The organism is Streptomyces sp. NBC_00885 (assembly GCF_045207475.1).
Lineage (GTDB): Bacteria > Actinomycetota > Actinomycetes > Streptomycetales > Streptomycetaceae > Streptomyces.
This window is the reverse complement of record NZ_CP108796.1, coordinates 8,084,355-8,102,289: the sequence shown is the minus strand read 5'-3', so window position 1 is coordinate 8,102,289 and position 17,935 is coordinate 8,084,355. Positions and strand designations below refer to the sequence as shown.

Annotated in this window: 18 protein-coding genes; 14 read left to right on the top strand and 4 right to left on the bottom strand. The window is 69.5% G+C overall.

Annotated features, from left to right (window positions below; genetic code table 11):
- Positions 1 to 168 precede the first annotated feature (168 nt).
- The 11 genes from OHA61_RS36885 (at position 169) to phzG (ending at position 9,833) form a co-directional block, all read left to right on the top strand.
- Positions 169 to 516, top strand: coding sequence for a MerR family transcriptional regulator (locus tag OHA61_RS36885; RefSeq protein ID WP_266485227.1), 348 nt, complete (start codon positions 169 to 171; stop codon positions 514 to 516).
- Between the two features lie 309 nt (positions 517 to 825).
- Entirely contained in the window at positions 826 to 1,029 is a 204-nt protein-coding gene (locus tag OHA61_RS36880; protein ID WP_018536328.1) for a cold-shock protein, read from the top strand.
- A gap of 364 nt (positions 1,030 to 1,393) precedes the next feature.
- Positions 1,394 to 2,932: a DEAD/DEAH box helicase gene (locus OHA61_RS36875; protein ID WP_406306703.1), complete on the top strand. Its 1,539-nt coding sequence runs from the start codon at positions 1,394 to 1,396 to the stop codon at positions 2,930 to 2,932.
- Between the two features lie 58 nt (positions 2,933 to 2,990).
- Positions 2,991 to 3,389: a CBS domain-containing protein gene (locus OHA61_RS36870; protein WP_266485221.1), complete on the top strand. Its 399-nt coding sequence runs from the start codon at positions 2,991 to 2,993 to the stop codon at positions 3,387 to 3,389.
- A gap of 55 nt (positions 3,390 to 3,444) precedes the next feature.
- Positions 3,445 to 3,753, top strand: coding sequence for an SCO5918 family protein (locus OHA61_RS36865; protein ID WP_406306702.1), 309 nt, complete (start codon positions 3,445 to 3,447; stop codon positions 3,751 to 3,753).
- Between the two features lie 241 nt (positions 3,754 to 3,994).
- A complete protein-coding gene (locus tag OHA61_RS36860; RefSeq protein ID WP_324971669.1) occupies positions 3,995 to 4,483 on the top strand; it encodes a PhzA/PhzB family protein in 489 nt (162 codons plus the stop codon).
- 28 nt (positions 4,484 to 4,511) lie between these two features.
- Positions 4,512 to 5,729, top strand: a complete 1,218-nt coding sequence (locus tag OHA61_RS36855) for a 3-deoxy-7-phosphoheptulonate synthase (RefSeq protein WP_406306701.1) — start codon at positions 4,512 to 4,514, stop codon at positions 5,727 to 5,729.
- Between the two features lie 8 nt (positions 5,730 to 5,737).
- Positions 5,738 to 6,361, top strand: a complete 624-nt coding sequence (locus OHA61_RS36850; protein WP_406307598.1) for an isochorismatase family protein — start codon at positions 5,738 to 5,740, stop codon at positions 6,359 to 6,361.
- Positions 6,358 to 8,298 carry an anthranilate synthase family protein gene (locus OHA61_RS36845; protein WP_406306700.1) on the top strand — a complete coding sequence of 647 codons (1,941 nt, stop codon included), beginning with the start codon at positions 6,358 to 6,360 and terminating at the stop codon, positions 8,296 to 8,298. Before OHA61_RS36850 ends, OHA61_RS36845 begins: the two co-directional genes overlap by 4 nt.
- A 40-nt stretch (positions 8,299 to 8,338) precedes the next feature.
- Positions 8,339 to 9,175: a PhzF family phenazine biosynthesis protein gene (locus OHA61_RS36840; protein ID WP_361906716.1), complete on the top strand. Its 837-nt coding sequence runs from the start codon at positions 8,339 to 8,341 to the stop codon at positions 9,173 to 9,175.
- Positions 9,168 to 9,833, top strand: a complete 666-nt coding sequence (gene phzG / locus OHA61_RS36835; RefSeq protein WP_406306699.1) for a phenazine biosynthesis FMN-dependent oxidase PhzG — start codon at positions 9,168 to 9,170, stop codon at positions 9,831 to 9,833. Before OHA61_RS36840 ends, phzG begins: the two co-directional genes overlap by 8 nt.
- Before the next feature lie 18 nt (positions 9,834 to 9,851).
- On the opposite strand, the gene OHA61_RS36830 is transcribed toward phzG, so the two are convergent.
- Positions 9,852 to 10,409 carry a hypothetical protein gene (locus tag OHA61_RS36830; RefSeq protein WP_324971683.1) on the bottom strand — a complete coding sequence of 186 codons (558 nt, stop codon included), beginning with the start codon at positions 10,407 to 10,409 and terminating at the stop codon, positions 9,852 to 9,854.
- A gap of 142 nt (positions 10,410 to 10,551) precedes the next feature.
- A complete protein-coding gene (locus OHA61_RS36825; RefSeq protein ID WP_406306698.1) occupies positions 10,552 to 12,030 on the bottom strand; it encodes a glutamate--cysteine ligase in 1,479 nt (492 codons plus the stop codon).
- Positions 12,031 to 12,144: 114 nt separating this feature from the next.
- Between OHA61_RS36825 and OHA61_RS36820 the strand changes: the two genes are divergently transcribed.
- Complete coding sequence (locus tag OHA61_RS36820; protein WP_406306697.1) at positions 12,145 to 12,981, top strand: hypothetical protein; 837 nt, start codon at positions 12,145 to 12,147, stop codon at positions 12,979 to 12,981.
- Positions 12,982 to 13,079: 98 nt separating this feature from the next.
- Entirely contained in the window at positions 13,080 to 14,030 is a 951-nt protein-coding gene (locus OHA61_RS36815; RefSeq protein ID WP_406306696.1) for a DUF5996 family protein, read from the top strand.
- A 77-nt stretch (positions 14,031 to 14,107) separates the two neighbouring features.
- Here the strand turns inward: OHA61_RS36815 and OHA61_RS36810 are convergent, their stop codons facing one another.
- Both OHA61_RS36810 and OHA61_RS36805 read right to left on the bottom strand, forming a co-directional pair.
- Positions 14,108 to 15,475: a DUF1996 domain-containing protein gene (locus OHA61_RS36810; protein ID WP_406306695.1), complete on the bottom strand. Its 1,368-nt coding sequence runs from the start codon at positions 15,473 to 15,475 to the stop codon at positions 14,108 to 14,110.
- 273 nt (positions 15,476 to 15,748) lie between these two features.
- Positions 15,749 to 16,972: a saccharopine dehydrogenase family protein gene (locus OHA61_RS36805; RefSeq protein ID WP_406306694.1), complete on the bottom strand. Its 1,224-nt coding sequence runs from the start codon at positions 16,970 to 16,972 to the stop codon at positions 15,749 to 15,751.
- A 176-nt stretch (positions 16,973 to 17,148) separates the two neighbouring features.
- Here OHA61_RS36805 and OHA61_RS36800 point away from each other — a divergent pair, with 176 nt between their 5' ends.
- A complete protein-coding gene (locus OHA61_RS36800) occupies positions 17,149 to 17,880 on the top strand; it encodes a TetR/AcrR family transcriptional regulator (RefSeq protein ID WP_406306693.1) in 732 nt (243 codons plus the stop codon).
- The last annotated feature ends 55 nt before the right edge of the window (positions 17,881 to 17,935 follow it).

Here is a 17,935-nt window from a genome sequence, read left to right as displayed (position 1 = left end):
GGAAGGTGGTCCCCGGTCACGCATCCGCGATCCCCGCACGTCCGGTCTCAACGACGGACCAGCGGAATACGAAAGCCAGCGCACAGCGCCGGCAGATGGTGTTGATACCCCTCGGGGCCCCGGTGTGTACGCACCGGGGCCCCTCGACGCGTTTCAGAAGAGGTGCGAATGCCCCAAGAAACCCCCTCGCCCGCCGCCGACCGGTTCGACGATGACGACTACCCCGCCTACACCATGGGCCGCGCCGCCGAAATGATCGGCGCCACGCCCGGCTTCCTCCGGGCCGTGGGCGAAGCCCGGCTGATCACCCCGCTGCGGTCCGAGGGCGGCCATCGCCGCTACTCCCGCTACCAGCTGCGCATCGCCGCCCGGGCGCGCGAGCTCGTCGACGGAGGGACGCCGATCGAGGCGGCCTGCCGCATCGTCATTCTGGAGGACCAGCTCGAGGAAGCCCTGCGACTCAATGAAGAACTGCGACGGTCCACGGCGGACTCGAGCGGGGCGGCCGACTCCTGACGGCGCCCCCCAAGCTCGGCGTACAGCCGATATCTGTCGCGGCAGGCATAGATATTCGAGCAACGGGCGATGAGGGTTTATGATGCGACGGGCGGAGTGATATTACTCGCCGCGCCCGGCCGCTTGCGTCGTGCTACCGTTGTTCTCAGTTGCAGTTGTGGTTCCCAAAGACTTCAAGTGCCCGGACCGGTATCAATGCCGGATCGTGCACTTATGTATTTCCGGATGCATTTCCGGACGGGGCAATCATCAAGGCGACGCGGAGCTCGCACAGTGCGGGCCCCGGCACTGCCCCGAAGGAGATAAGACATGGCTACTGGCACCGTCAAGTGGTTCAACGCGGAAAAGGGCTTCGGCTTCATCGAGCAGGAGGGTGGCGGCCCCGACGTCTTCGCCCACTACTCGAACATCGCCACCCAGGGCTTCCGTGAGCTTCAGGAAGGCCAGAAGGTGAACTTCGACGTCACGCAGGGCCAGAAGGGCCCGCAGGCCGAGAACATCGTTCCCGCCTGAGGCTGAAACGCACAACGCAGCTGGGGCCCGCACCTTGGGGTGCGGGCCCCGGCTCGTTGCTTTTTCCGGGTTTGGCAAGGCCGCAGTGACGTCATACGCGGCGGGACGTCATACGTTTTCACGCCGCAGGGCGGTCGATCCGCCCCCCTGCCCCTGCCGGACTCACGTCCGCCCGATCCCCCATGATTCGGCATCGCAGCCGCTCCGGCGCATGTCACTCATTTTGACGTATCGGCCCTCCGCTTTCGCCGGCGGCCGTACTTCGTCTTCGTTTTCATTCCGGCTCGTTCTTGCGATTCTCATGGCTGCTCATTTCTGCTGCCGGGAACCCCTCGATACGTGCCGCATCGAGGAAAGGTTCTGCATGAACCGCACAGCTCGCACGAACGACCGCTACTCCCGCAGGGGCAACGCCGGCTCCGGCAGGAGCGGCGGCTTCCGTACGCAGTCGCAGGGACGCCAGGGCGCCCCGGGCCGCTCGGCGGCCCCCAGCCGCTCCGGAGGCTACGGGCGCCGCCCCGCGGCGCGCCAGGGAGAGTTCGCCCTGCCCACCACCATCACCCCGGCGCTGCCGGCTGTCGAGGCTTTCGAGGATCTGGAGATGCCCGCACCCCTGCTGGCGGCGCTCCGCTCCGAGGGCGTGACCGTGCCGTTCCCGATCCAGGCGGCCACCCTGCCGAACACACTGGCCGGCCGGGACGCACTGGGCCGCGGACGCACCGGCTCCGGCAAGACACTCGCCTTCGGCCTGGCGCTGCTGGCGCGGACCGAGGGCAAGCGCGCCGAGCCCCGTCAGCCGCTGGCCCTGGTCCTGGTTCCGACCCGCGAGCTGGCTCAGCAGGTCACCGACGCGCTCACTCCGTACGCCAGGTCGCTGAAGCTGCGGCTGGCCACGGTGGTCGGCGGTATGTCGATCGGCCGCCAGGCCGGCGCGCTGCGCGGCGGGGCCGAGGTCGTCGTGGCGACCCCCGGCCGGCTCAAGGACCTCATCGAGCGCGGCGACTGCCGTCTGGACCGCGTCGGCATCACCGTGCTGGACGAGGCCGACCAGATGGCCGACATGGGCTTCATGCCGCAGGTCACCGAGCTGCTCGACCAGGTACGCCCCGAGGGCCAGCGGATGCTCTTCTCCGCCACCCTGGACCGCAACGTCGATCTTCTGGTGCGCCGCTACCTGCACGACCCGGTGGTCCACTCCGTCGACCCGTCGGCCGGCGCGGTCACCACCATGGAGCACCACGTACTGCACGTCCACGGCGCCGACAAGCACGCGACCACGACCGAGATCGCAGCCCGCGACGGGCGGGTGATCATGTTCCTGGACACCAAGCACGCCGTGGACCAGCTCACCAAGCACCTGCTGAGCAGCGGCGTACGGGCCGCGGCCCTGCACGGCGGCAAGTCCCAGCCCCAGCGCAACCGCACCCTTGCCCAGTTCAAGACCGGCCATGTCACGGCGCTGGTGGCCACCAATGTCGCGGCCCGCGGCATCCACGTCGACAACCTCGACCTCGTCGTCAACGTCGATCCCCCCAGCGACCACAAGGACTACCTGCACCGCGGCGGCCGCACCGCCCGCGCCGGCGAGTCCGGCAGTGTCGTCACGCTGGTCCTGCCCAATCAGCGCCGCGAAATGACCCGCCTGATGGCCGACGCCGGCATCACCCCGCACGTCGCACAGGTGCGCTCCGGCGAGGCCGAACTGAGCCGCATCACCGGAGCCCAGGCGCCCTCGGGTGTTCCCGTCACCATCACCGCACCGGTGGCCGAGCGTGCGAAGGGCGGCTCCTCGTCCTCCCGCGGCAAGCGCAGCCGTCCCTCCCAGGCCCGCCGCTCCCGCACCGCGTCCCAGGGGCGAGCAGGCACCTCGCAGCGCCAGTCCTCGTTCAAGAGGGCCGTATGACACCGCAAGCCGGCAGTCACACCCTGCCGGTCGACCCGCAGAACACGAAAGGTGTCCTTTGACGCTGATTCTCACGCAGCCACGGCAGACGGACCGCATCGGGCTGACTGCCGCCGACGCCATGACCGCACCCGGACCGCAGGTCGGCGACGACATGATCGTCGACGTCGCCCTCTCCGTCCTCATCGGCGCCGGCGTGGGGCACCTGATCATCCGTGGTGAGGACGACCGCTGTGCCGGTCTTGTCTCTCGCGCCCAGCTCACCGCGTACCGCGGCGGCTCGTGGTACACCGAGGACACTCGGTTGCGGGACATCGTCCACGACCGAGGACCGTTCACCCTGTCCGAGACCTCGCTGCCCGAGGCGGAATACGCCATGCGGGCCCGATCCCTCGGCTCCTCGCCCGTGGTCGACGAAGAGGGGTACATCCTCGGCGTCCTCGCTCTCAGAAACTGATCTCCCCCTGGTCGGCATCCGTGTCCGCCCTTCCCTCCAACCCTGTTGAGGCACTATGCGCTGCGTCATCGCCCGCTTCCCCTTCGACCTGGTCAAGAGTGACGTGCAGCAATCGATGAAGGGCATCAAGCCCGAACCCGTCACGGGTGAGTCAGTGACCATCGGCCGCCGCGTCTTCCCCGTCAAGCAGGTCGGCGAGGTGATCACCGGCCAGGACCGCCGTGACTTCACCGCCGGCGAAGTCACCAGGGCGCTCACGCGCCTCGGCTTCACCTGCCATGCCACCCCGGCACCCGTCGCTCCCCCCGTCCTCACCCCGCTCGAATCGGCGTCCGTGCAGCTCGGCACAGCGACGCGCATCTGACCGACAGCGGGACGGGCGCGAACCCGGACCGGACAGCATTGAGGGCCCCGACCGCCAGACGGTCGGGGCCCTCTGCCGTCTGTCTGCGACCAGGGCCCGGTGGCACGCGTCGAGCGGGCCGGAATCCAGCGCTCCTCAGGTCAGCTCCGAGCCGGCGCCGAGCAGATCCCGAGCGCGCACCTGGACGATCGCGATGACCGACCGCTCGCTGCGCCCGTCCACGCCTCAAGGGGGAAGAGCCATGTCCGACGCCGTCGTGACGCACGGTTTCACCGATGCGGCCGAACTGCGCCGCACCAACCGCGCCACCGTCGAGAAGTACATGCACACCACAGGACCCGACCGGCTGCGCCGGCACGAGCTGTTCACCGCCGACGGCAGCGGGGGCCTGTGGACCACCGACACCGGGGAGCCGATCGTCATCAGCGGCCGGGACCGGCTGGCCGAGCATGCCGTCTGGTCGCTGGCCTGTTTCCCGGACTGGGAGTGGTACAACATCCAGATTTTCGAGACGCAGGACCCGAACCGTTTCTGGGTCGAGTGCGAAGGCCGCGGAAAGATCCTCTTCCCGGGCTATCCGGACGGCTACTACCACAACCGCTTCCTCCACTCCTTCCTGCTCGACAACGGAAAGATCAGGCAGAACCGCGAGTTCATGAACCCCTGCGAGCAACTGCGCGCGCTCGGCATCCCAGTGCCCCAGGTCAAGCGCGAAGGACTTCCCACCTGAAGGCCGGCCGGGATCGAGGGGCGATGTGATGGAAGACCTGCTGAGCGAGACCCGGTTCGACAACGCGCTGCACCAGCCGCAGTGGAGCGACCCCGTACAAGTAAGACGGCTGCGCCACGCCCTCGCCGCCCGCCCCGCACTCGTACGGCCCCAGGACCTTCGTACCCTCTCCGGTCTGCTGGCCCAGGTCGCGGCCGGACAGTGCCTGGTCGTGCAGTGCGGCGACTGCTCGGAAGACCCCGGCGAGTGCACGCCCGTCCACGTCAGCCGCAAGATCGCCGTACTGGAACTGCTCGCCGGAACCCTGCGTATGGCCACTGCCCGGCCGGTACTGCGCGCCGGCCGGATCGCCGGACAGTTCGCCAAGCCGCGTACGCACCGGACGGAGCAGGTCGGCGACCTCGAACTCCCCTCCTACCAGGGGCACATGGTCAACGGGCCACAGCCGACGCCGGACAGCCGCAGGCCCGACCCCCTGCGCATCCTCACCGGCTACATGGCCGCGAGCGACATCATGACCCACCTGGGCTGGACAGCACCGCCCGGCAGCACGCGTATCGATGCGTCCGTCTGGACCAGCCACGAAGCGCTGCTCCTCGACTACGAGGTGCCCATGCTCCGCCGGGACGAAGCGGGCCGGCTGTATCTCGGCTCCACCCACTGGCCCTGGATCGGCGAGCGCACCCGTCAGGTGGACGGCGCCCATGTCGCCCTCCTCGCCGCCATCGCCAACCCGGTCGCCTGCAAGGTCGGCCCCACCGTCGGCGCGGGCGAGCTCCTCGCCCTGTGCGAACGCCTCGACCCCGAGCGCCGGCCCGGCCGGCTCACCCTGATCGCCCGGATGGGCGCCGACACCGTGGCCGATCGTCTGCCCGGCCTCGTCGCAGCGGTCCGCGCCGCCGGCCACCCCGTCAGCTGGCTGACCGACCCGCTGCACGGCAATACCGTGCAGACGGCCAACGGCACCAAGACCCGTGTCGTCCAGCACGCGGTCCGCGAGGTCATCGCGTTCCGGCAGGCGGTCCGGGCCGGCGGGGGCATCGCCGGGGGACTGCACCCGGAGACGACTCCGGACGATGTCCTGGAGTGCGTCAGCGAGGAGAGAGACCTGGCCAGGACAGGCGAGCGCCATTCCACGAGCCTGTGCGACCCCCGCCTCAACCTCGACCAGGCCCTGTCCGTCGTCTCCGCCTTCTCCCCCGGCCGCTCCCACCCGGACCAGGACCCGGACAAGGACCCGGCATGAGGACACCCGTGACCGGCATGGCGCCCACCGGGCCCTACCTCATGGCAGCCGCTGCCGAGCCGCCCGCCAACACCGCCCGCTGGAGCGTCGATCCCCACCGTGCCGTACTGCTCATCCACGACATGCAGCGCTACTTCCTCGCACCACTCCCCCACCCACTGCGCAGCGAACTCGTCCACAACGCCGCACTCCTGCGCGCACACTGCGGAGCCCGCGGCATCCCCACCGCCTACACCGCCCAGCCCGGCAGCATGGACGACCAACAGCGGGGCCTGCTGAGGGACTTCTGGGGTCCCGGCATGCGCACCACACCCGGCGAGCAGAGCGTGACCGGCGAACTGGCGCCCACCGGCGCCGACATGGTGTTCACCAAGTGGCGCTACAGCGCATTCCACCGCTCCCGGCTGCTGGAGTGGATGCGCCGGCTGAGCCGCGACCAGCTGATCCTGTGCGGGGTGTACGCCCACATCGGCGTCCTCATGACCGCGGCCGACGCGTTCAGCCACGACATTCAGACCTTCCTGGTCTCCGACGCCGTCGCCGACTTCTCCCTCGAAGACCACCGCATGGCTCTCAGCTACGCCGCCCGGTGCTGCGCCATGGTCATCACCACCAAGGAGGCCCTGGCATGACCATCCTGCTGGACCGGATCCTCCGCGATCCCCCACCCGCGTACGCCATCCTCCACCGCCCCCACAGCACGAGCCCGGGCCAACTGGACATCCTCAGGGGCAGCGTGACGCACCCCGCGACGCTCGACCGGATCCCGCTCCCGCGCACAGCCACGCCCGGCCGCCACGAAACACTCGTGCTCATCCCCTACCGGCAGATCACCGAACGCGGATTCGCCTGCCACGACGACCACTCCCCGTTGATCTCGATGACGGTGACCGAGCAGGAGACCCTGCCGCTCGGCGCAGCGCTCGGCCTGCTGCCGCGCGTGGCGACCTCCCTGTCCGGCGGGCGCTTCGACAGCGACGACGCCACGTACGCACAGACCGTCAAGCAGGTAATCACGGACGAGATCGGCACGGGCGCCGGGGCGAATTTCGTCATCCAGCGGTCCTTCGTGGCCGACATCACCGATTACGGGCCCCACAGCGCCCTGGCCTTCTTCCGCCGACTGCTGGAGAGCGAGGGCGGCGCGTACTGGACCTTTGTCGTTCACACCGGCTCGCGCACCTTCGTCGGGGCCTCGCCGGAGCGGCACATCAGCGTACGAGGCGCGACGGCGGTGATGAACCCGATCAGCGGCACCTACCGCTACCCGGCCGCAGGCCCCAGCCTGACCGGCGTCATGGACTTCCTCGCCGACCCCAAGGAGAGCGACGAACTGTGCATGGTCGTCGACGAAGAACTCAAGATGATGGCCCGGATCTGCGAGCCGGGCACCCGCGTCACCGGCCCGTATCTCAAGGAGATGGCGCGGCTCGCACACACCGAGTACTACATCCGGGGGCGCACCACCCGCGATGTGCGCAGCATCCTGCGTGAGACGCTGCTCGCGCCGACCGTGACCGGCAGCCCGCTGGAGAGCGCCTGCCGCGTCATCGCCCGGCACGAGCGGCAGGGCCGCGGCTACTACAGCGGAATCGCCGCCCTCATCGGCCGCGACGAGCAGGGGGGCCGCACCCTGGACTCGGCCATCCTCATCCGCACCGCCGACATCAGCCCGGCCGGGCGCGTGCGGATCGGGGCCGGCTCGACCCTCGTACGCCACTCCGACCCGGGTGCGGAGGCGGCCGAGACACGGGCCAAGGCGGCCGGACTGATCGCCGCCCTGGAATCCGGACCCGCCGCACCGCGCGAGACACACACCGGCGCAGTCGCCCGTTTTGCCGCGCATCCCAGTGTCCGCGCCGCGCTGGAGCGCCGTAACGACACCCTCGCGTCGTTCTGGCTGCGGCCTGACACGCCGCGGGAGGGGTCCCCGCCCGACCTGACCGGACGCAGCGTGCTGGTCATCGACATGGAGGACACCTTCACCTCCATGATCGCCCATCAACTCCGGTCCCTCGGGCTGGTGGTGACCGTCCGCCGGTTCGATGAGGCACACACCTTCGACGGCTACGACCTGGTGGTGCTGGGACCCGGACCCGGCGACCCGGGCGAGGGGAGCCACCCCCGCATGGACGCCCTGCGCTCGGCGGTGGAGATGCTGCTGGCGCGGCGGCGGCCGTTCCTCGCCGTCTGCCTGAGCCATCAGGTCCTCAGTCTGCGGCTCGGCTTCCGTCTGGAGCGCCGCGACCATCCCAACCAGGGCGCGCAACAGGAGATCGACTTCTTCGGCGACCGGGTCCGGGTCGGCTTCTACAACACGTACGCCGCACACAGCCGCCACGACACGGCACACATCGACGGTGTCGGCAGGGTGGACGTCTCCCGCGACCGGGCGAGCGGCGAGGTCCACGCGCTGCGCGGCCCTCACTTCACGTCGATGCAGTTTCACCCCGAGTCCGTCCTCACCCAGCACGGAGTCCGTCTCGTCGTACAGGCCGTACGCCGGGCGATGCGCCCCACCCTCGCACCCGCCGGCAATACCGGGCGCCCGGCCGCCGTGCCTGCCTGACCCCGAAGCCACTGCTCCCAGCGGTGATTGGAGACATCGGATGCACCCCTACGTCGTCGTGGACGTCTTCGCCCGAGAACGCCTGCTCGGCAACCCCGTGGCGGTCTTCTTCGACAGCGACGACCTCAGCCCCGAGCTCATGCAGCGCATCGCCCGCGAAATGAACCTCTCCGAGACCACCTTCGTCCTGCGCCCGCGTCAGGGCGGTGACGCCCGGATCCGTATCTTCACGCCGGTCAACGAGCTGCCGTTCGCCGGGCATCCGCTGCTGGGCACCGCCCTCGCACTGGCCCGCCGCATCCCGGGCGACCGCCTCCAGCTGGAGACCGCCGTCAGCGTCATCCCCTTCGAACTGGACCGCAAGGACGGGCGGGTGGTCACCGCCCGGATGCAACAGCCGCTGCCCACCTGGGAACCCTTCGACCGGACCGAGGAACTTCTCGACGCGCTGGGTGTGGCCGCCTCGACGCTGCCCGTGGAGATCTACCACAACGGGCCCCGGCACGTCTTCGTCGGTCTGGACAGCGTGAGCGCACTGTCCGCGCTGAATCCCGACCACCGCGCGCTGGCCGCCTTCGAGGACATGGCGACCAACTGCTTCGCCGGCCACGGCGCGCACTGGCGCAGCCGGATGTTCTCGCCCGCCTACGGCGTGACCGAGGACGCGGCCACCGGCTCGGCCGCGGGCCCGCTGGTCGTCCACCTTCTGCGGCACGGCGCTCTCACCCGCGGCCGCTGCATCGAGATCATGCAGGGCGTCGAGATGGGCCGCCCCTCCCGCATGCTCGCCCGCGCCGAAGGAATCGGAACCCACATCGAGTCGGTCGAGGTCGGCGGCGACGGCGTGATCACGGCCCAGGGGACCCTCCATGTCTGACCTGCCCATGAACGCTCGCCCCGGCATCCAGCCCGGCTCCGAATCCCTTACGGCGACCATCAACATCGCCTTCCCCGAGTACGCGGCGCCGCCGCCCGACCCGATCGCTCTGCTGCACAGCTGGCTTGATGACGCGCACGCTCACGGTGTACGTGAACCGAGAGCTCTGGCTCTGGCCACCGCCGACACCCAGCGCCGGACTTCCCTTCGCACTGTGGTGGTCAATCGGCTCACCGAGTGCGGGCTGGTCTTCACCACCCACCGAACCAGCCGCAAGGCTCGCGAACTACGGGCGAACCCCTGGGCCTCCGGCCTGCTCTACTGGCGCGAGACCAGCCGGCAGGTCAGCCTCGGCGGCCCGGTGCGAGAGCTGTCCGACGCCGATACCGAAGCCCTGTGGGCCGAGAGGCCGGTATTCACCCACGCGATGACAACCGCATCCCGTCAGAGCGAGCCCCTGGACGACGTGCCCGCCCTGCGCGCCCGCGCCCACACGCTCGCCCAGGCCGGACCGCAGCCACGCCCGCTGACCTATATCGCCCTCGAACTGGTCCCGCACGCCGTCGAGTTCTGGGCGAACGGCACCGACCGGCTGCACGAAAGACTCCGCTACGACCGCACACCGAACGGCTGGAGCGCCACCCGCCTGCAGCCCTGACGGACATCGCCGCCCGGCTCAGTGGCCCGCGAGGAACTTCACGCCCACGACCCCTACGCCGATCGCCGTGTCCAGCAAACCTGAGACGAGTGCGCTCAGCGGCCCGTTGCCCATTCGCAGGCCGGTTCGCCAGCCCCACAGGAAGAGGGTCGCCACTTCCACCCCGGCGCTGATCAGCAGCGCGGTGCCCAGATCCATCGCGCCCAGCGCCGACACACCGATCAGCACCAGTGGCCCCACCGCGCTCAGCAGCAACGGAGCGGAGACATACAGAGCCGTCCGGATCTCCGCCCGGCTCGCGCCGCGCTTGCTCACGGCACGGTGCGCCTGCTCATCGGCGACCAGCGTTGCCAGCCAGACCCCGAGAGCTGCCCCTGCCACGGTGAGCGCCGCCTCCTCGGGGTCGTGCGTGTCTGCCTCCGAGAGAGTCACCACCACCGCGGTCAGGGTGATGGTCGCGTAGATCCGTTCCTTGAGTCGTGCGGCCGCGGTGTCGCCGGCGCGGGCGGCGGTGGCGGCGGTGCTCTGCTCGACGGCGCCGCCTCGCGGTTCCGGGTCCGGGTCCGGTGTCGTCATGCCGGCACGGAACCGGGCGCGCCGACCACAGCGCCGGCCAGGATCGGAGTCATGCGTGCGTCCTTCCGCCGTGAAGTCACCATGCCCGAAATGCGGGCATTTCAGTGACAAACGGTAGCCGAAGTGGCACAGCGCAGTTGCATCACTCGACGGGCCAGGTGTGCGCAGGCGCGTTGAGATGCATGTATTCCATGTACTGCCGTGTCATCCGCCGCAGCGACTCATGGTGGCTGACATGGGCGGTGGCATCGATGTGGTGGAACATCTCCTTCTGCCACACCGCGCCGTTGCGGCCGGTGACGCACCGCTGTTCGATGATCCCCAGCAGCGGCTCGCGCCACGCGGCATCCATTCCCGACTGCTCCAGTCCCCGGTGCGCCAGCGGCAGGAGGCGTCTCAGTACGAGTTCCGACGCGGGCACCTCGCCCATCCCGGGCCAGTACAGCCGCGCGTCGATCCCGTTGCGGGCCGCGGCGTGCAGGTTGTCCTCCGCGGCCGAGAACGACATCCGCGACCAGACCGGCCGTTCCTCGTCGACCAGGGCGCGCGTGAGCCCGTAGTAGAAGGCGCCGTTGGCGAGGACGTCGGCGACCGTGGGGCCGGCGGGGAGCACGCGGTTCTCCACCCGCAGGTGTGGCTTGTCGTGGGCCACGGCGTAGACCGGGCGGTTCCAGCGGTAGATCGTGCCGTTGTGCAGCGTGAGTTCGGCCAGTTCAGGAGTGTCGCCGCCGTCCAGGGTGTCTTGGGGATCCTGCTCGTCGCACAGGGGCAGCAGCGCGGGGAAGTAGCGCACGTTCTCCTCGAAGAGATCGAAGACGCTGTTGATCCAGCGCTCTCCGAACCACACCCGTGGTCGCACCCCCTGCACCTTGATCTCTTCCGAGCGGGTGTCGGTGGCCTGCTCGAAGAGCGGGATACGCGTCTCGTGCCAGAGCTCCTTGCCGAACAGGAACGGCGAGTTCGCGGCCAGGGCCACCTGAACCCCCGCGATCGCCTGTGCCGCATTCCAGTAGCCCGCGAACTCGTCGGGCGAGACCTGCAGGTGAAACTGGGTACTGGTGCACGCGGCCTCCGGCGTGATGGTGTCCGCGTACGTCCGCAGCCGGTCCACGCCGTCCACTTCGATCCGCAGATCCTCACCCCGGGCCGCGAACACCTGCTCGTTCAGCAGCCGGTACCGCGGGTTCTCCGACAGCGCCGCCCCACTCACGTCCGGCTGGCGCAGCGTGGGCAGGACTCCCACCATGATCAGATGCGCGCCGACCTCCGCGGCGCGGCCCTCCGCGTGATTGAGCGCGTCCCGGATCTCCTGCTCCCACGCGTCGGGACCACCGGCCGTCAGACGCCGCGGCGGAATGTTGATCTCCAGGTTGAATCTGCCCAGCTCGGTCGCCCAGGCGGGATCCGCGATCGCCTCCAGCACGTCGGTGTTGCGCATGGTGGGCTCGCCGCTCGCGTCCACCAGATTGAGTTCGATCTCCAGACCCACCTGGGGGCGCTCGAACTCGAATCGCGACTCACGCAGCATCTGCGCGAACGCATCGAGGCATTCCTGCATCTTGATCCGGTACCGGCGGCGGTCGTCACGGGTGAATACCAGCGCCGGGACGTCTCGTCCCATCGGCCCTCCCGAGTCCCCTCGGCAGACACCCCACTCATAGGGTCCCACTCCCCCGCCACCCGGACCAGCCAAGGGGTCCACGTCCCGGCGTGCACTCGCTCGTAGGCTCGGCACGTGACTCACAGCGAAGTGCGCGCCGAGGGCGCCGGACCGTTCACCACGCGTCTCACCTGGCGCTTCGCCGAGGGCGGCACTGCGGTCTGGGAATCACGCGCGGCCCGCAAACGCGGGACGCTCACGGTCCGGCCCGAGGGAGCCGAGGCCGTCACGCAGTACGCCGACGAGGAAGCCCTCCACCGGCTTCGCGTCCTCAACGCGGTGGCCGCGGTGTCGTTCACGATCGGTGGAGCGCTGTTCGTCCTCGGCGCCGCACTGGCCCAGTTCGGGTCCGGCGATCCGACGCTGAGCGCCACGGTCTACCTCGTCGGGGGCCTGTTCTTCACCGCCGGCGCGTACGCCTCCCTGCTGCAGACGGTCAACGCCCCGAGGCGCCGCGGCGACGCCGGCACCCTGGTCACGCATCGGTGGCGGTGGTGGAGTTACGAGCCCCTGCAGATCGACTGGCTGAGCACGTTCGTCCTGTTCGCGGGCACGCTGGTGTTCGGCGTCAACCTTCTGGACTCCTTCCTCAAGGGGCTCTCCTCCCAGCAGGTGAACCGGCTGATCTGGACGCCGGACCTCATCGGATGCCTGCTCTTCCTCATCTCCGGGCACCTCGCCCTTGTCGAGATCAGCCACGGCCCTCCCCGCCTGCGCGTACGGAACCTCGGCTGGTGGATCGTCGCCGTCAACCAGTTCGGCTCGGTGCTGTTCCTGGTCGCGGCACTGGCCGACTTCACCAACCCGAGCACCGGGGATGTGATCAACGCCGCCGTCGCCAATTGGGGGACCATGACCGGCGCTGCATGTTTCTCGGTCGGCGGCGTACTGCAGCTCTTCGAGCGCCCCTAGGTTCGTGTCTCGCGGTGCGGCAGGATGCCGTACGTGCCGGGCGTGGTCATGATGGGAGGGCCTGGCCAGCGGGCGCGCCGGGCAGGAAGGGTGCCGCGATGGAGCTGTTCCCGCCGATGCCGCTAAGTCAGTGGCAGGACACCAAGGAGACTCTGCACCGATTCGAGCAGATCGTCGGCAAGATCCGCCTCGCCGCGAGTCCCCGGCGCAACCACTGGTGGAACGTTCCCTTCCATCTCACCGGTCGCGGCATCACCACACGTCCGATGAGAGACGTCGACGGCACCTCGGTCTTCACCGTCGACTTCGACTTCGTCGACCACCTACTCGTCGTGTCGACGCTGGACGGCAGAGCGAGGTCGTTCCCACTCGTGGGCCAGTCCGTCGCGTCCTTCTACGACAACACGCTCGATGCTCTGGCCGCCCTGGGCCTCGGGGTGAGAATCAGCCTTCCCAGGCCCTACGGGCTGCCCGATTCAGGCCGGCCGTTCGCCGAGGACACCGAGCACGCGGCCTACGATCCCGCTCTGGCCAACGGCTACTGGCGGCTCCTCAGCCAGGTGGCCGCTGTACTGGAGGAGTTCGCCGCCGGCTTCGCGGGAAAGGCCAGCCCCGTCCATCATTTCTGGCATTCGCTCGACATCGCCCACACCCGGTTCTCGGGGCGGCACACCGACCAGCCGCCGGAAGTCGATCCGGTGACGCGAGAGGCGTACTCGCGGGAGTTGATCAGCTTCGGATTCTGGTTCGGTGACGAGATGTTTCCCGAGCCGGCGTTCTACTCCTACACGGCGCCCGAACCCGCGGGACTGACCGAGGAACCCCTTGAACCCGCGTCGGCGTACTGGGCACCGCGCTACAAGACCCACCTGGCCGTGCTGCCCTACGACGCGGCACGCGCCGAGAGCGATCCTCGTGCCGTCGTCCTCGCCTTCTACGAGAGCGCGTACCAGGGCGGTGCCCGGCGCGCGGGCTGGGACGTCGGCCACTTCGCCTCTCCGGGCGGAATCACGGACCCGCAACTGCCCCTCCCGCCCGGCGGACTCTGAAACCGCCGGGGCTTACGAATGCGGGCCCGCCGTGGACCCGGCAGCGGCGCGCTTCGCCGTGCCGGGTCCACCCGGCCTCAGCCGCACCTGCGGCCGCTGTTGATGCAGCTCACCGCCTTCCTCATCAGCGACGAGGACATCACGTTGATGAAGTCACCGTGGTCCGTACCGGGCTTGTGCAACTGCTCGGGGAAGCTGTCGACGGCGAAGACCGAGCCGGGCGCGATCTTGTAGGTGATCCGCTGGACCAGCTGGGGTATGGCCCTGAATCCCTTGGGACAGGTGCCGTTGGGGCGGGCGAAGGCCACATGCGTGCGGTGGTTCGCGCTGTCGGTGTTACTGCCGTCCCAGCAGCTCTGGAAGTTGAACGTACGCACCACATCGCTGCCCTGCGGGCAGAGCGGATACTTCTCCTTCAGCTGCCGGTTCTCGAAGCCGGTGCAGCTCCAGGACGCGTTGGCGTTGGCCGTTCCGTTGGTGAACGCCTTGGCGTCGCCGGTGATGATGCGCAGGAACGTGGGCATCGCCGTCACCTTGCTGACGGGGCTGCCGCGGAAGGTGAGTTGTACGGAAGCGGGCTGGAGAATGCGTCCGACGTTGCCGTCCTGGCCTCCGCCGGGGAGGTTCGCGTCGCTCTCGACTTTTCCGTTGCGCAGTCGCAGGACCGGCCAGTAGTGGGTGGAGCGGTCGCCGTTGGTGCAGGTCGTCCCGGCCGCGGCGAGGTCGTCGTTGGTGGCGAAGGCGTCGGTCTCGAGATTGCCGACGTAGTCGTGCATGTGGTGGGCGCCGTTGCTCACGCCGGGGGCGACGATCACGTTGTCGGGGTTGAAGTGCTTGTTCTCGTTGCGCCCGCAGCGGGACTTGAACGTGCCGCGCGAGGCGTTGGCCTGGAGGCGCGGCGCCGCGACATTGGGCCGCACTCTGCGGATGTCCACGAAGTCCGACCTGCGGGGGCCGGTCTGCGCCTTGTCGCCGTTGGCGGGGGCGGAGGCGCTCGGAGCAGGGGCGTTGGGAGCCGCGGAGCCGGACGCGGGTGCGGCAGCGGGGGCCACGTCGTCCTTCTTGACGGTGCAGGAGGCCATCGAGTCCAGACCCTCGGGCCGGTTCGAGACGCGCTCGATCTCGGTGGCGATACGGTCCAGGGTGCTGCGGCGCTGGGACGAGAGCGGGTCCAGCACGCGCGTGCGCACCCAGTTCCGATCGGTTTGCGTGGCGCCCGCCGCGAGTTGCTCGTAGGCATCCGCGACCTGAGTGTCCAGCTGGGCCAGTTGATTGTCCACGGCCGGCCGTGCCTGCTCCGGAACGTTCGACAAACGGACCGCGACGTCAGGGCAGTTGATGGTCATCGGCGCCTGTGCGGCCTGCCCGCCCCAGGAGCTGCGCGCGGCCGAGGCGTTGTTGTCGGTCATCAGCAGCGCCCCGCCCCCGACGGCCAGAGCCGCCACTCCGGCAACCGTGATGCCGATCCATCTGGACCGCTTGTGTCTCTGCCTGTACCTCACTGGGCCGCCCCTCTGTGGTCGTCGTGCCGGGACTTCGTGCCCTCGGCCGAGTCGGACCGCGCCCTCACCCGCTCGGGCGGAGGGCACAGCACGACGCACAGGGATACGGAGACGGGGACTGTTCTGCTCAGTTCGAACCGAGATTGTTTTGTTACGGGTCAGGAGTACGGCTTCGGCGGGGCGTTGGCGCGGACCGAAGAACGCCGGCGGGCGCCCTCACTGCTCCCGCATGCCCCACGGCGATCCGTACTCGGTCAGCAGGTCCAGGAAGGGCCGGGCGGGGAGCGCCTCGGGGCCGAGCACACCACTGCCGGTCCAGGTGCCCGCGGCCATCAGTTCCAGGGCCACGACCGGGTTGATCGCGGTCTGCCATACGACGGCCTGGCAGCCGTATTCACGCATGGACCACTGGTTGTCGACCACGTGGTACAGGTAGACCTCGCGCGGACGGCCGTCCTTGGTTCCCTTCACCCAGGTGCCCGCGCAGGTCTTGCCGTGCATGCGCTCCCCGAGGGTTGCCGGGTCGGGCAGGCAGGCGGCGACCACGTCGCGCGGGGAGACGAGGACCGTGCCCGACCCGTCCGCCGCGGGCACGGGCACCGGATCGGTGCGGTCCAGGCCCAGCAGATGCAGGGTCTGAAGCGTACGGATGAACTCCTCACCGAGGCCGTACTTGAAGGTCACGCGTCCCGCGTCCACCCAGCGCGGCACCAGCAGAACCTCCTCGTGCTCGACGTTGACGCACTCGACGGGTCCGATCCCTTCGGGGAAGTCGAAGGCCTCGGGCTCGCTGAAGGGTGGGGTGGTGAACCAGCCGCGGCCCGCCTCGTAGACGACGGGTGCGTTGAGGCATTCCTCGATGGTGGTCCAGATGCTGAACGAGGGCGCGAAGTCGTAGCCGTCGACTGTGAGGTTCGCCCCGTCGCGGATGCCGATCTCCTCGATCTCGTCGAAGAGTTCGTCGGCGGCGTGCCGTGCGAAGACGTCGGACAGGCCGGGTTCGACGCCGATGCCGACGAGGGCGAGCGCTCCGGCCTTCTCCCAGTCCCCGGCCCGCTCGAACTGGGCGTCGCCGAGCTTGACCCCGCACTGTTCGTACGGGCGCTCCGGGTGCGGGCGGGACAGCGACATCGCCATGTCCAGGTAGTGCGCCCCGGCGGCCAGGGCCGCCTGGAACAGCGGCATCACGAAGCGTGGGTCGGTCGCGTTGAGCAGCACGTCGCATTGCTGCTCCTTCAGCAGAGCGGTGACGGCTCCCTCGTCGCTCGCGTCGATCCGCACGGCACGGAAGCGGCCGTCCGGCTCCAGGGCCGCGACGGCGGCCTGGGCGCGGGAGAGGTCGTAGTCGGCGACGACCATGTGGTCGAAGAAGGATCGGCGGGCCGCGATCCGGGTGATGGCGGTACCGACGCCACCGGCGCCCACGAGCAGAACACGCATGACAGAACTCCGTTTCCAAGGCACAGCAGGCACAGCAGATACGGGCATAACGGGCAGGATGCCGCTCCGGTCGCGGCGCCCGTTGTCATCGATCCAACGCTCGCGCCCCTTTTCACGTCAATGGTGTTGGCATAAGCTCGCCGTGGTCCGGACGGTCACCGTGGAAGGAGCGTGCTGTGGCCAAGCCCGTCGTGCCGGAAGAGGCCCGGCGACGCCGTCGTCCCACCAAGAACGGCGCGGTGCTCTCCGAGCAGCTGATCATTGAGACCGCCCTGCGCATGCTGCGGGAGCACGGCAGCGCGGGCCTGACCGTGCGCCGCCTGGGCACTGCCCTCGGCGCGGACCCGAGCACCCTGTACCGGTACTTCAGCGGCATCGACGACCTGACGCTCGCCATCGGGGACGTGCTCGTCGGGCGGGCCGTGGCGGGCTGGAAGAGCACCGGTGACTGGCGAGCCGACCTGCGGGAACTGGGGCTGCGCATCCACGCCGCGTACCTCGGGCACCCGCAGGCGGCCGTCCTCACCGCGAGCCGGGTGTCCGGCAGGGCGCACGAAGTCGCGGCCGACGAGACGATCCTCGGGGTCCTGCGTACGGCGGGCTTCACGGACGCCGATGCCGTCCGGATCTATCAGGCGTTCATCGACCAGACCCTGGCCTTCGCCGCGCTGGACGCGGCCTCACTGGCGCTGCCTGCCGCGGCGCGCGAGGCGGACGAGAAGGTCTGGCGGGCCACCTACGCCCGGCTGCCCGCGACGACGCATCCCCACATCGCGGCCACGGCGCACCTGCTCGTCGCCCGCATGAACCACAGCGCGTATCCCACGGCACTCGACATGCTGCTGGACAGCGCATCCGCCCAGCTCGGCTCCACGGCTCGGACAACGAAGCCGCCCCGGTCGGCATGAGTGCCGACCGGGGCGGAACAGGTGCGGACGGAGGCTCTCCGTGCCGCGGCCTTCG